The 13,030-nt window shown below is 54.6% G+C and carries 12 protein-coding genes; 4 read left to right on the top strand and 8 right to left on the bottom strand.

Annotated features, from left to right (window positions below; genetic code table 11):
- Window positions 1-24: 24 nt before the first annotated feature.
- From recJ to xerD, 3 genes are read right to left on the bottom strand one after another with little or no spacing between them, the layout of a single operon-like run.
- Entirely contained in the window at window positions 25-1,764 is a 1,740-nt protein-coding gene (recJ, locus tag FBY13_RS14360; protein WP_145394490.1) for a single-stranded-DNA-specific exonuclease RecJ, read from the bottom strand.
- Between the two features lie 3 nt (window positions 1,765-1,767).
- Window positions 1,768-2,481: a bifunctional protein-disulfide isomerase/oxidoreductase DsbC gene (gene dsbC / locus FBY13_RS14355; RefSeq protein WP_063880801.1), complete on the bottom strand. Its 714-nt coding sequence runs from the start codon at window positions 2,479-2,481 to the stop codon at window positions 1,768-1,770.
- Between the two features lie 22 nt (window positions 2,482-2,503).
- The gene (gene xerD / locus FBY13_RS14350; protein ID WP_063880802.1) at window positions 2,504-3,397 is read right to left on the bottom strand and encodes a site-specific tyrosine recombinase XerD; all 894 of its coding nucleotides are present in this window, start codon (window positions 3,395-3,397) and stop codon (window positions 2,504-2,506) included.
- A gap of 102 nt (window positions 3,398-3,499) precedes the next feature.
- Between xerD and fldB the strand changes: the two genes are divergently transcribed.
- Window positions 3,500-4,018: a flavodoxin FldB gene (gene fldB, locus FBY13_RS14345; RefSeq protein ID WP_063880803.1), complete on the top strand. Its 519-nt coding sequence runs from the start codon at window positions 3,500-3,502 to the stop codon at window positions 4,016-4,018.
- Between the two features lie 306 nt (window positions 4,019-4,324).
- Here fldB and FBY13_RS14340 read toward each other — a convergent pair whose 3' ends face one another.
- Entirely contained in the window at window positions 4,325-4,729 is a 405-nt protein-coding gene (locus tag FBY13_RS14340) for a protein YgfX (RefSeq protein WP_145394489.1), read from the bottom strand.
- Window positions 4,704-4,970 (bottom strand): FAD assembly factor SdhE, encoded by a 267-nt coding sequence (gene sdhE, locus FBY13_RS14335; protein ID WP_063880805.1) that lies wholly within the window; start codon window positions 4,968-4,970, stop codon window positions 4,704-4,706. Before sdhE ends, FBY13_RS14340 begins: the two co-directional genes overlap by 26 nt.
- A 224-nt stretch (window positions 4,971-5,194) precedes the next feature.
- On the opposite strand from sdhE, the gene ygfZ reads away from it, so the two are divergent.
- Window positions 5,195-6,181 carry a tRNA-modifying protein YgfZ gene (ygfZ, locus tag FBY13_RS14330; protein ID WP_109717002.1) on the top strand — a complete coding sequence of 329 codons (987 nt, stop codon included), beginning with the start codon at window positions 5,195-5,197 and terminating at the stop codon, window positions 6,179-6,181.
- A 35-nt stretch (window positions 6,182-6,216) separates the two neighbouring features.
- Here ygfZ and FBY13_RS14325 read toward each other — a convergent pair whose 3' ends face one another.
- Entirely contained in the window at window positions 6,217-6,870 is a 654-nt protein-coding gene (locus FBY13_RS14325) for a hemolysin III family protein (RefSeq protein WP_096011776.1), read from the bottom strand.
- Between the two features lie 164 nt (window positions 6,871-7,034).
- Here FBY13_RS14325 and FBY13_RS14320 point away from each other — a divergent pair, with 164 nt between their 5' ends.
- Both FBY13_RS14320 and FBY13_RS14315 read left to right on the top strand, forming a co-directional pair.
- The gene (locus FBY13_RS14320) at window positions 7,035-7,754 is read left to right on the top strand and encodes a MurR/RpiR family transcriptional regulator (RefSeq protein ID WP_063881244.1); all 720 of its coding nucleotides are present in this window, start codon (window positions 7,035-7,037) and stop codon (window positions 7,752-7,754) included.
- A gap of 114 nt (window positions 7,755-7,868) precedes the next feature.
- On the top strand, window positions 7,869-9,296 hold the full coding sequence (locus tag FBY13_RS14315; RefSeq protein ID WP_063880808.1) for a 6-phospho-beta-glucosidase: 1,428 nt from the start codon (window positions 7,869-7,871) through the stop codon (window positions 9,294-9,296).
- 33 nt (window positions 9,297-9,329) lie between these two features.
- On the opposite strand, the gene FBY13_RS14310 is transcribed toward FBY13_RS14315, so the two are convergent.
- Together FBY13_RS14310 and gcvP are read right to left on the bottom strand one after the other, a co-directional pair.
- Window positions 9,330-10,073, bottom strand: coding sequence for an SDR family oxidoreductase (locus FBY13_RS14310; RefSeq protein ID WP_063880809.1), 744 nt, complete (start codon window positions 10,071-10,073; stop codon window positions 9,330-9,332).
- A 60-nt stretch (window positions 10,074-10,133) separates the two neighbouring features.
- Complete coding sequence (gcvP, locus tag FBY13_RS14305; RefSeq protein ID WP_096011779.1) at window positions 10,134-13,007, bottom strand: aminomethyl-transferring glycine dehydrogenase; 2,874 nt, start codon at window positions 13,005-13,007, stop codon at window positions 10,134-10,136.
- Between the last annotated feature and the right edge of the window lie 23 nt (window positions 13,008-13,030).

Here is a 13,030-nt window from a genome sequence, read left to right as displayed (position 1 = left end):
GTGCCGCGCAACCCGCCTGCCCGGCTAGCTGAGCGGCCAGAGGTGTTCAACAATCAGTTGCACCGACCGGTTACCGCGGTACTCATTGATATCAAGCCGGTACGCGAGTTCAACCTGACGCACGCTGCTGTCAGGCCACCGCGTGGTATCCACATTAAACGCGATACCGTCAATCAGCGGCCCGCCTTCCAGCGGCTCAACCATCAGCTTCAGGTGACGTTCACCGACCAGGCGCTGCTGTAGTAGCCTGAACTTGCCGTCGAAAGCCGGTTCAGGAAAGGACTGGCCCCAGGGACCGGCATCGCGCAGCATTTCCGCCGTCTGAATTGAAAACTCGGCGGGCTGTAACGCGCCATCCGACCAGATAACGCCCTGTAACGCTTCTCCGGCCAGCCATTCGCCCACCAGGTCGGCAAAGCGCTGCCGAAATTCCTCGTAGCGCGTCGCTTCCAGCGACAGTCCTGCTGCCATAGCATGGCCGCCAAACTTCTGCATCAGGCCGGGATGCAACGTATCAAGACGTTCCAGCGCGTCGCGCAGATGCAAACCCGCAATCGATCGTCCCGATCCTTTCAACATGCCGTCACCGGCAGGTGCAAAGGCAATGACCGGGCGATGGAAGCGCTCTTTCAGGCGGGAAGCCAGAATGCCGACCACGCCCTGATGCCATTCGGGGTGATAAAAGGCCAGCCCCAGCGGCAGATCGCTTTGCTCGCTCTCCAGCTTTTGGCATAACGCCAGCGCCTCGCTCTGCATGCCCTGCTCTATCTCTTTGCGCATCTGGTTAAGCGCATCCAGTTCACTGGCTAACATGCGTGACTGGCTGAGATCGTCGGTCAGTAACAGCGCCACGCCAACAGACATATCATCCAGACGTCCGGCAGCATTAAGCCGCGGACCCAGCGCAAAACCCAGGTCGCTGGCGGCCAACTGGCGGGCATCGCGGTTGGCGATTTCCAGCAGGGCTTTAATTCCCGGTCGGCATTTGCCAGCCCGGATGCGGCTCAGGCCCTGCCACACTAAGATGCGGTTATTCGCATCCAGCGGCACCACATCCGCCACCGTGCCCAGCGCCACCAGATCCAACAGGTCCGCCAGATTAGGTTCCGCTCGCGTGGCCCCAAACCAGCCCTGGGTTCGCAGATGCGCGCGCAGGGCCATCATCAGATAAAAGGCCACGCCAACGCCCGCTAACGAGCGAGAGGGAAAATCACAATCCGGCAGGTTGGGATTCACAATGGCATCAGCATCCGGCAGCGTTTCGCCCGGCAAGTGGTGGTCGGTGACCAGCACCGCAATGCCGTGCTGATGCGCCACCTGCACACCGGCGTGGGATGAGATACCGTTATCCACGGTCAAAATCATCTCGGCACCGCGCGCTCTGGCCTGCTCCACCACTTCCGGACTCAGACCGTAGCCATCTTCAAAACGGTTGGGCACCAGATACTGCACGTTGCTGTATCCCATGCTGCGCAGTGCCAGCACCGTCAGCGCGGTACTGGTGGCACCGTCGGCATCAAAATCGCCCACAATCATGATGCAGCGGCCATCCAGCAGAGCCTGATGAAGCAAACTCACGGCCTTGTCTATGCCGCTTAGTGCGCTGAAAGGCAGCAGGTTTTTCGCGCCTCTTTCCAGCTCGGCGGCATCGGTAACGCCGCGTTGCAGATAAAGCCGACGCAAGAGTGGCGGTAAATCAGCCGGTAACGCCGGCTGATCGGCCACCGCCTCACGGCGACGTAGTTCGACTTCGTGCTTTACCACGCCTTAACCACCACGCTTTTGATTATCCAGTACCTGCTTGAGTTCCTGTGGGCTTTGATAGCCTGGGATCATCATTCCGCTGTCGGTCAGAATAGCTGGCGTACCCTGAATGCCGAACAGCACACCCAGTTGGTACTGCTTGCCGATATCGATATTGCATGAGGCTGGCGCATCCATCTTCGGCACATCGCCTTTCATCGCCTCATCAAAGGCTTTGTTGCGATCGGCGCTGCACCAGACGGCCTTCATGGCGCTGGCGACTTTGCCGTTCATGCCTTCACGGGGGAAAGCCAGATAGCGAACGGTGATCCCCAGTGCGTTATAGTCCGCCATTTGCTCATGCAGTTTATGGCAGTAGCCGCAGGTGATATCCGTAAATACCGTCACCACATGCTGCTCTTTTGGCGCTTTATACACGATCATTTCCGGGACCAGCGCCTCAACTTTCTTATCCAGCAGCGCATTCGTGACGTTGACCGGCTGAGTGCCGCTGACATCATAAAGCGGCCCCTGGATCATGTGTTTACCATCATCGGTAACGTACAGCACGCCACTTTCGGTGAGCACGGTTTTAAAACCCGGCAGGGGTGAAGGTTGAATCTCAGTCTGGTGCAAACCCAGTTTTTTCAGGGAAAGCTGAATGGCGCTGTCATCAGCGTGGGTCAATCCGGAAAAGGCGCTGGCCAGAAGCGCCAGCATGGCAACATGTTTGTTCATTGTTTTCCTTACTATCCGTCGGTTATGCGCGCGGATGATGCTGTTGATGTAACAGTCGCAGACGTTCCGTGGCGACATGAGTATAAATCTGTGTCGTTGAGAGGTCGCTGTGCCCCAGTAACATCTGTACGACACGTAAGTCAGCCCCGTGGTTCAGCAAATGCGTGGCGAAAGCATGGCGCAGCACGTGCGGTGAAAGCTTTTCGCTGTCGATGCCCGCCAGCGTGGCGTAATGCTTGATACGATGCCAGAAGGTTTGTCGCGTCATCTGCTGGGCGCGGTTACTGGGAAAGAACACGTCCAGCGTCTGCCCATTGAGCAGCCATGGCCGCCCGTGCTCCATATAATATTCCAGCCAGTAAACCGCCTCTTCACCTAATGGCACCAGGCGCTCTTTATTGCCTTTACCGATCACCCGCACCACGCCCTGACGCAGGCTGACGTCATTCAGGGTCAGTCCCACCAGTTCTGAGACACGCAAGCCGGTGGCGTATAACAATTCCAGCATGGCTTTATCGCGCAGTTCAAGCGGCACATTGACATCCGGCGCCTGCAGCAGGCGATCTACCTGCGCCTCGCTCAGATCTTTTGGCAACCGCTGGGGCAATTTGGGGGCTGCCAGCATCGCGCTGGGATCGTCAGATCGAATCTTTTCGCGGTAGAGGTACTGAAACAGGCGGCGCATGGCGCTGAGCAGGCGTGCAGAGCTGGAGGCTTTATAGCCGCCCTCAAGCCGCTCCGCGAGAAACTGTTGCAGATCGGGCGCAGTCAGCGTCGTGAGCGTCAAACCGTTATGCACCAGCCAGCCAGTGAGGGTTTGCAGATCCTGTCGATAGGAAGACAGGGTATTTTGCGCCAGATTGCGCTCAATCCACAGCGCATCAAGAAACTGTTCTGTCAGTTCACTATCTTGCACGTTTTCCCCACCGTTCAGTATGAAATCGTGCTCATTATGCCTGATTCAACCCTGCTTCTGATACAATTACGCCAAAGTCAGGATTAACAGAGCACTATCTGCATGAAAATTGGTCTTTTTTACGGTTCCAGTACCTGTTACACCGAAATCGTAGCGGAGAAAATTCGTGATTTTATTGGTGACGAGTTAGTGACGTTGCACAACGTGAAAGATGACGATCCGCGTCTGATGGAAGAGTATGATCTGTTAATTTTGGGCATTCCTACGTGGGATTTTGGTGAGTTACAGGAGGACTGGGAGGCAATCTGGCCTCAATTACCTACTCTCAATCTGCATAACAAGATAGTGGCACTGTACGGCATGGGCGACCAGATTGGCTATGGCGAGTGGTTTTTGGATGCTTTGGGCATGCTGCATGAGCTGCTACAGCCAATGGGCGTGCAGTTTGTCGGCTACTGGCCACTGGACGGCTATGAATTCACCAGCCCCAAACCGCTGAGCGCTGATGGCAAACAGTTTGTCGGGCTGGCGCTGGACGATGTTAATCAGTTTGAAGCGACGGATGAGCGCGTCGAACAGTGGTGCGAACAGATTCTGACCGAGACTGCCGACCGGCTGTAACCCCTGTTCTGTAGCCCTTGCCCTGAAAGCGGTGTTAAAAACCGCCGTTCAGAAACGGGAGCTAAGAAGCCGCTGTTAACTCACCTTCTTCAGACAGGGTTATCCAGAAATCATTGTTTTGAAGGCCATGTTTTGAAAGACATGTTTTGAAAACCGTGCTTTAAAGCCGTGTTCTGAAAGCCCTGTCCCGGGCGCGTTATTCTGGAAACCTTATTCAGGAAACATTGTTCTGGAAACATTGTTCTGCAAATAGTGTTCTGGGAAGCGTGTTCTGACAACATGGCTCTGGAAGCCTTGTTCAGCGCGTCAGGTGTCACTGAAACAGCGAGCCCGTAACGCGCGCCATTCCTCTGGCTGCATGTTGTCCTGCATCAGCCAGAGCCGTAAAGTCTTGCCTTTGCCGTTGCGCAGGACCAGCAAGACCGCGCCGGGTAACCAGTACAACGGCTGCTGCGTTTGCCAGCTGTCACCTTGCCAGCGCCAGTCGCGGTTGTTGTCGCGCTGTAACCAGCCGTGACGTTGGCGTAAACGGCGATCCTGTCGCCACCCTTCCCACAGCACTACGGCGACCAGGACAGGCTTAATCATCCACTCTGCCGCAGGCAGTTCCATTATCCCGACGCCTGCTATAGTCATTAACAGCGTCAGGGTTAAGGTCGTGCGTGCGTGCCAAGAGGGATGAAGGTTACATCGCCACCGGTCCGCGTTCACGATTGCGCTGCTGGATAAGTTTAACCATACGATTCAGTTCGGGATCGCCCGGTTCGCCATGGTTCATCAACCAGTTGAAAAGATCGGGATCGTCACTTTTCAGCAGGGCGATAAACACCTGCTTATCCGTGTCGTTGAGCGTGTCATATTCGTACTTAAAGAACGGCATAATAGCGATATCCAGCTCCAGCATGCCACGACGGCAGGCCCAGTGAATTCGTGATTTATCATCAATATCCATGCAACAGTTTCCACATTTCACATCGTGGCCGCTAGTGTACCCTGGATTAATGCTGACTGCAGGCTAACAACACCACCCTGTGCAACGCGCCGCAGAGTCAGGTTTTTTTAACGCCTCAGTACGCGTTTTGTGCGCCCTGTTCAGTAAACAGGTTGCATTGCCAGTGTGCTCTTTTAACATTGAAGACATTGTTCCGGATGAACCTTCATACTCAGGATTTATCGATGCCAACATTTACGCTTCCCCCACGTCAGCCCGCAGCCTCGTCACGCCTGCCGTTAACGTTAATCTCTCTGGATGCCTGGGCACTGGTTTCCGTCGTCGGCCCCGACAGCACGCCTTATTTGCAGGGCCAGTTGACTCTGGATGTGGCAGCGCTGGATGCGGCTCACCATCTGCCTGCCGCCCACTGTGATGCTAAGGGCAAGATGTGGAGCAACCTGCGTCTGTTTCATCGTGGTGAGGGCTATGCCTATTTGGTGCGTCGCGAGCTGCGAGACACGCAGTTGCCTGAGCTGAAAAAATATGCCGTTTTTTCTAAAGTCACTCTGGCGGCGGATGACGATGTCGTTTTGCTGGGCGTCGCCGGTTTCCAGGCGCGTGCCGCGCTGGCGAATGTCTTTGACACGCTGCCCGACCACTCAACTCCCGTAGTACAGCAGGGCGATACAACGCTGTTGTGGTTTGAACATCCTGCAGAACGTTTTCTGCTGGTCACGTCGCTTTCACAGGCAGAAGCGCTGAAACAGAGGCTGGCGGAGGATGCGCAGTTCAATGACAGCACACAGTGGCTGGCGTTAGATATCGAAGCCGGTATTCCGGTCATCGACGCGGCTACCAGCGCGCAGTTTATTCCCCAGGCTGCAAACATGCAGGCACTGGACGCAATTAGCTTTAAAAAAGGCTGTTACACCGGCCAGGAAATGGTGGCAAGGGCCAAGTATCGCGGCGCGAATAAACGTGCGCTCTACTGGCTGTCAGGCCAGGCCAGTCACCTGCCCGCCGCTAACGACTCGCTTGAGCTGCAGATGGGCGAGCGCTGGCGTCGCACGGGCACCGTTCTTGCGGCGGTCCAGTTGGACGATGGCGTGACCTGGGTGCAGGTCGTGATGAACAACGATCTGGAGCCGGACAGCGTACTACGCGTTGAAGGCGATGAAGGCGGTAAGCTGCAGATTCAGCCCTTGCCTTACTCGCTGGAAGAAGGCTGAGTTCAGGGGCGGGATTTTGTCCCGCCCTTTTTTCTTTACATAACGTAGAAGTAGATGGCGCAGAAATGGCAAATACAGCCGCCTAAAACAAAACCGTGCCAGATAGCATGATTAAAGGGCACCCGACGCGCGACGTAAAAAATCACGCCCAGGGAATAGATAATGCCGCCCAACGCCAGCAGCCAGATCCCGCCAGCCGACAGTTTCATCGCCAACTGATAAACCACAATCAGCGAAAGCCATCCCATGCAAAGATAAGTAACCAGGGACAGCACCTTAAAGCGATCGGCGATAGTCAGCTTAAAAAGAATCCCCAGCAGCGCCAGGCCCCAGATGACCGCCATTAATCCATAGGCCAGAGGCGACTGTAACCCCACCATCAGGAACGGCGTATAAGTGCCTGCAATCAACAAGTAGATAGCGCAGTGGTCAACTTTTTTCAGCACGCGCTTAGCACGCGGATGGCTGACAGCATGGTAAAGCGTTGAGGCCAGAAACAGCAGGATCATGCTGCCGCCGTACAGGCTGGAACTGACGATAGTGGTTATTCCAGCGTTCATCGCCATTGCCTTATCAAGCAACAGCACTAATCCTACAATCCCAAACAGGCAACCGAGCCCGTGACTGATACTGTTGGCAATTTCCTCTGCCAGTGGATAACCCTGCGTCGGTAAACTTTTGTGAGTCATAACATTCCTGCCTGAAAAGTGATAACAACTGCAGATTTATCGTGCAACAGAGTACCCAGAAAAAGTTTCAGTGTACAAGTGTAAGCTTAAAATAATTATTGCGGTCAACCCCTGCGCGATTTCTGGTAAAATGCTGGCTAGTCAATTGCCTGATGAGTTTTTCCATGTTCTCGCATCACGATCTTGCCACCCTGAACGATCTTGAAATGCAGGTTTATCAGTACATCATCAAACATCGCGACAGTGTCAGTTACATGACCATCCGCGATCTGGCCGAGCAGGCAGCGGTGTCGACCACCACCGTATTGCGTTTTTGTCGCAAAATGCAGTGTGAAGGCTGGTCAGAATTTCGTATCCGGCTGCGTCTGGCGCAGGAGCAAACGGCCCCTGTGCTGCCGGTCTCGGGCGTCGCGGATATGCTGAGTTTCTTTAAAAGCATCAACAACGATGAGTTTGAGCAGGTCATGCGTCAGGCGGCAGAGATGATCAATCTGGCTGAGCGGGTGTTTTTTATTGGCGTGGGAACATCGGGAAGCCTGGGAAAATATGGGGCGCGCTTTTTCTCGAACGTCGGTAAGTTCAGCCATGCCATTGACGACCCTTATTATCCGGTGAGTCCGAGCTTATATGAAAACGCCCTGGCTATTATCCTTTCTGTTTCCGGCGAAACGGAAGAAGTGCTGCGTATCGCCAGTCAGTTCAGCCTGAATAAGTGTAAAATCATTGCCATCACCAATAGTGAAACCTGCTCACTGGCAAAAATGAGCGACTTTACGGTGTCTTATCATGTACCGGTGATACGAATGGCAGACCACAGCGATATTACGACTCAGGTCCCGGTCATGTATATTATTGAGTCTCTGGGTCGAAAACTGGGTAAATAAAACAAGGCGTTTTTTCGCCGTAACAAATCCCTTTTTTGCTACGGTGTTATAGCGTGACATTATTAAGTGCTTTGCTACACTCAGCCCAATTTTATTGTCAGGGGAGAGAGCGTAATGAGCTTACCAAAAACGTTTCTGTGGGGCGGTGCGGTCGCGGCACATCAGGTGGAAGGCGGCTGGGATCAGGGCGGTAAAGGCATCAGTATTGCCGATGTGCTGACCGGCGGTTCGCATGGTGTGGACCGGGTCATCACTGACGGCGTCCAGCCCGGAAAATTCTATCCTAATCATCAGGCTGTTGAATTTTACTCTCATTACAAACAGGATATTGCGCTGTTTGCTGAGATGGGTTTTAAATGCTTCCGTACCTCAATTGCCTGGACCCGTATTTTCCCGAATGGCGATGAATTGCAACCCAATGAAGCCGGTCTACAATTCTATGACGATCTGTTTGATGAATTACTTAAATACGGTATTGAGCCGGTTATTACCCTTTCCCATTTTGAAATGCCCTATCACCTGGTTAAAGAATACGGTGGCTGGCATAACCGTAAAGTCGTCGATTTCTTTGTTCGCTTTAGTGAAGTCGTACTGAAGCGTTACAAGAACAAAGTAAAATACTGGATGACCTTTAACGAAATTAATAATCAGCGTAACTGGCAATATCCGCTGTTTGGTTACTGCTGCTCAGGCGTTATTTTCACTGAACATGAAAAACCTGAACAGGCGATGTATCAGGTCATGCATCATCAGTTTGTTGCCAGCGCCAAAGTGGTGAAGCTGGGTCATGAGATCAACCCGGACTTTCAGATTGGCTGCATGATCGCCATGGTGCCGGTTTACCCCTTCTCCTGCCATCCGGATGACGTCCTGCTGGCGCAGGAAGCGATGCATCAACGTTATGTATTCAGTGACGTGCAGATGCGGGGTTACTACCCGGCTTATGCACTGAAAGAGTGGGCGCGCAAAGGCTATCACATTGAAATGGAAGCTGAAGATGCTGAAACCCTGCGTAATGGCTGCGCGGATTACGTGGGTTTCAGCTATTACATGAGTACTGCCGTGCAGACCAGCGCCAGCGGCGTAGATGACCCCATTACCGGTTTTGAAGGCGCGGTTAAAAACCCGCATGTTAAAGCCTCAGACTGGGGCTGGCAGATTGATCCCGTTGGCCTGCGCTATACGCTTAACGAGTTGTACGAGCGCTACCAAAAGCCCCTGTTTATTGTGGAAAATGGCTTTGGTGCCATCGATAAACCGAATGCACAGGGCGTCATCGAGGATGATTACCGCATTGATTATCTGGCCGCACATATTGAAGAGATGAAGAAAGCCGTCACACATGATGGTGTGGATCTTATGGGATACACGCCGTGGGGCTGTATAGACTGTGTGTCTTTCACCACCGGTCAGTACAACAAACGTTACGGTTTTATTCATGTGAATAAAAACGACGACGGCAGCGGCGATTTCTCGCGCGCGAAGAAAAAGAGCTTTGCCTGGTATCAACAGGTTATCGCCAGCAACGGCGAAAAACTGTAAGTCCGTGCCGCAGCGCTCTGCTGCGGCATAATTTTAGCGCCCGCCGGCGGCATCAATAATGCTGCCGGTGATGTAAGAGGCGGCATCGCTGGCTAACCAGACGATGGCTTCTGCAATTTCTTCGGCATAACCGCCGCGCCCCATTGGAATTCCGCTGGCCAGCCGGTCGACTCTGCCCGGCTCGCCCCCGTCCGCATGCATCTCGGTGTAGATCATCCCCGGACGTACGCCATTGACACGGATTCCCTGCTGAGCGACTTCCAGCGACAGGCCTTTGGTCATCGTATCCATCGCGCCTTTCGATGCTGCGTAATCGACATATTCATTTGGCGACCCCGTGCGGGCCGCAGCAGACGACACATTAACAATGCTACCGCCCTGCCCGCCATGATGGGTTCCCATGCGCCGGACAGCTTCCCGACTGCAGAGAAAGGGGCCAAGCACGTTGGTGGCAAAAACCTGCTGAATACGCGAGGCATCCAGTTGCTCAAGGCGACATTGCTGGAACAGTATGCCGGCGTTATTCACCAGCAGCGTGAGCGGCAGATCTTCCTGATCCAGCCGCTGAAACAGCGACATCACCTGCGCTTCATCACTGATGTCGGCCTGAACGCTAAAAGCCTCACCGCCCTGACGCACTATCTCATCCACAACCTGATGGGCCTCACTGGCGCGTGAGCGGAAATTTACCGCCACCCGGTAGCCTCGGGACGCCAGTAAGAGGGCCGTCGCGCGACCAATGCCGCGACTGCCGCCGGTAACGAGTGCGAGTTGCATGGCTGTCTCCATAAAAAAGGGCCGAAAATCGGCCCTCAGAAATAAATGCGTTAACCTGACTTAAGCATAGTCGCTCATCGGCACACACGAACAGAACAGGTTACGGTCGCCAAAGACATCATCCAGGCGCTTGACCGTCGGCCAGTATTTATTGTGTCCGCCTGCCGGGAACACGGCCAGCTCACGGCTGTAGGGATGCGACCATTCTCCGATGACTTCCGTTTGCGTATGAGGCGCATTGACCAGAGGGTTATCCTCAAGTGACCACTCTCCCTGCTCAACCCGACTGATTTCCATGCGAATCGCCAGCATGGCATCAATGAAACGGTCCAGTTCGATTTTGCCTTCCGATTCTGTCGGTTCCACCATGAGCGTTCCGGCTACCGGGAATGACATGGTCGGCGCATGGAAGCCATAGTCGATCAGGCGCTTAGCAATATCCAGCTCACTGATGCCGGTTTGCTCTTTTAACGGACGAATATCGAGAATACATTCGTGCGCCACGCGACCATCGCGTCCTGCGTAAAGAATGGGATAGGCCGATTTCAGGCGGCTGGCAATATAGTTAGCGTTAAGGATCGCGACCGAACTGGCCTGCTTCAGCCCTTCTGCCCCCATCATGCGGATATACATCCAGCTGATAGGCAGAATGGATGCGCTGCCAAATGGCGCGGCGGAGACGGCGCCCTGCTGCGTCAGCATGCCATCAATCTGCACCACGCTGTGTCCCGGAACAAACGGGGCCAGATGGGCTTTCACGCCGATCGGTCCCATTCCCGGGCCGCCACCGCCGTGCGGTATGCAGAAGGTTTTGTGCAGGTTGAGGTGCGAAACATCTGCGCCGATGTAGCCTGGCGTGGTAATGCCCACCTGTGCATTCATGTTGGCACCATCAAGGTAAACCTGACCACCGTGCTGATGCACGATCTGGCACACCTCACGGATGGTTTCTTCATAAACGCCGTGGGTGGAGGGATAGGTCACCATAATGCATGACAGTTTATCGCCGGCCTGAGCCGCTTTTTCACGCAGGTCGCCAAGGTCGATATTGCCCTGTTTGTCACAGGCTACCACCACGACATCCATGCCTGCCATCTGCGCTGAGGCCGGATTGGTGCCGTGCGCCGAGCTGGGAATCAGGCAAAGATGACGTTCACCTTCACCACGGCTTTCGTGGTAACGACGAATCGCTAACAGTCCGGCATATTCCCCCTGCGCGCCCGAGTTAGGCTGCATGCAGAGGGCATCGTAACCGGTCAGCTGTACCAGCCACTGTGAAAGCTGCCCAATCATTTGCAGGTAACCACCCGCCTGTTCTGCCGGGCAGAACGGATGCAGTTCGGCAAATTCAGGCCAGGTGATGGGGATCATCTCGGCGGCCGCGTTGAGTTTCATGGTGCAGGAACCCAGCGGAATCATCGCCTGATTCAGTGCCAGATCTTTTTTCTCCAGGCTGTGCATATAGCGCATCATCTCAGTTTCACTGTGATGACGGTTAAACACCGGATGAGAGAGAATTTCACTTTTACGCTGCTGCCCGGCCGGAACCGACTGGCTGTCAGCCGCGACCTGGCTGTCGAGTTGGTCGATATCCTGACCGTGTTCATCACCCAGCAGAATAGCGAACAGCGTGCTGATGTCTTCACGGCGCGTGGTTTCATCCAGCGTGATGCCGACTGCATTATGAATGTCGCTACGCAGGTTAACGCCAAAACTCAGCGCACGGTTAAGCACGCCCGCTTTATCTGCAACCTCTACCGTCAGCGTGTCAAACCAGTGGCTATGACGCAATTTCAGCCCGCCACGCTGGAGGCCGGCAGCCAGAATATCGGTGAAGCGATGGATACGCGACGCAATACGTTTCAGTCCAACCGGCCCGTGGAACACCGCATACAGCCCCGCGATATTGGCCAGCAGCACCTGTGAAGTACAGATGTTGGAGTTGGCTTTTTCACGACGGATATGCTGCTCGCGGGTTTGCATCGCCATACGCAGGGCGGTATTGCCTGCCGCATCGCGGGAAACGCCGATAATACGGCCTGGCATAGAGCGCTTGTGCTCGTCGCGGCTGGCGAAGAAGGCGGCATGAGGCCCTCCATAGCCCATTGGCACACCAAAGCGTTGGGCGGAACCAAATACAATGTCCGCCCCTTGTTTGCCCGGCGACTCAAGCAGCACCAGCGCCATAAAGTCGGATGCCATGCTCACCACCACCTTGCGCGCTTTCAGCTCGCTAATCAGGTGGGTAAAGTCGTGTACTTCTCCGGTGGTGCCGACCTGCTGTAGCAGCACACCAAACAGGTTGTCGTGATCCAACGCTTTGGCCGGACTATCGATAATCAGTTCAAAGCCAAAGGTTTCGGCGCGGGTACGCACCACATCCAGCGTTTGTGGATGAATATCGTCAGCGATAAAGAACCGGTTGGCATTTTTCAGTTTGCTGATGCGTTTTGACATCGCCATCGCTTCAGCGGCGGCGGTGGCTTCGTCCAGCAGTGAAGCGGACGCAATGTCCATGCCGGTCAGATCAATCGTGACCTGCTGAAAGTTAAGCAGTGCCTCAAGGCGGCCCTGCGAGACTTCTGGCTGATAGGGCGTATAAGCCGTGTACCAGCCCGGATTTTCCAGCATGTTACGCAAAATTACCGGCGGCGTGATCACCGCACTGTATCCCATGCCAATCCAGGATTTATAAAGCAGGTTTTGTCCGGCAATGGCCTTTAACTCAGCCAGCGCCTGTTGTTCAGTTGCGGCATCGCCGACAGCGGGCGGGCCTGGCAGCTGAATGTCGGCGGGGACGATAGAACCAATCAACGACGCCAGAGAGCTGGCACCGATCGCCTCCAGCATGACGGCCTGTTGTTCTGGCGACGGACCAATATGGCGCTCGATAAAGGCACCGTTGTGTTCAAGCTGGCTGAGAGTCTGAGTCATGAGCTGTAAATCCTGAATCGGGC

The organism is Pantoea sp. SJZ147, assembly GCF_007828605.1.
In the GTDB taxonomy this organism is placed as follows: domain Bacteria; phylum Pseudomonadota; class Gammaproteobacteria; order Enterobacterales; family Enterobacteriaceae; genus Pantoea; species Pantoea allii.
The sequence above is the reverse complement of the archived record's forward strand: the minus strand, read 5'-3'. Positions and strand labels throughout refer to the sequence as shown.

Coding starts and splice junctions, on each gene's coding strand:
- dsbC (WP_063880801.1), bottom strand. CDS start 2,481: ATGAACAAACATGTTGCCATGCTGGCGCTTCTGGCCAGCGCCTTTTCC.
- FBY13_RS14310 (WP_063880809.1), bottom strand. CDS start 10,073: ATGCAACTCGCACTCGTTACCGGCGGCAGTCGCGGCATTGGTCGCGCG.
- FBY13_RS14320 (WP_063881244.1), top strand. CDS start 7,035: ATGTTCTCGCATCACGATCTTGCCACCCTGAACGATCTTGAAATGCAG.
- ygfZ (WP_109717002.1), top strand. CDS start 5,195: ATGCCAACATTTACGCTTCCCCCACGTCAGCCCGCAGCCTCGTCACGC.
- FBY13_RS14325 (WP_096011776.1), bottom strand. CDS start 6,870: ATGACTCACAAAAGTTTACCGACGCAGGGTTATCCACTGGCAGAGGAA.
- FBY13_RS14315 (WP_063880808.1), top strand. CDS start 7,869: ATGAGCTTACCAAAAACGTTTCTGTGGGGCGGTGCGGTCGCGGCACAT.
- fldB (WP_063880803.1), top strand. CDS start 3,500: ATGAAAATTGGTCTTTTTTACGGTTCCAGTACCTGTTACACCGAAATC.
- sdhE (WP_063880805.1), bottom strand. CDS start 4,970: ATGGATATTGATGATAAATCACGAATTCACTGGGCCTGCCGTCGTGGC.
- gcvP (WP_096011779.1), bottom strand. CDS start 13,007: ATGACTCAGACTCTCAGCCAGCTTGAACACAACGGTGCCTTTATCGAG.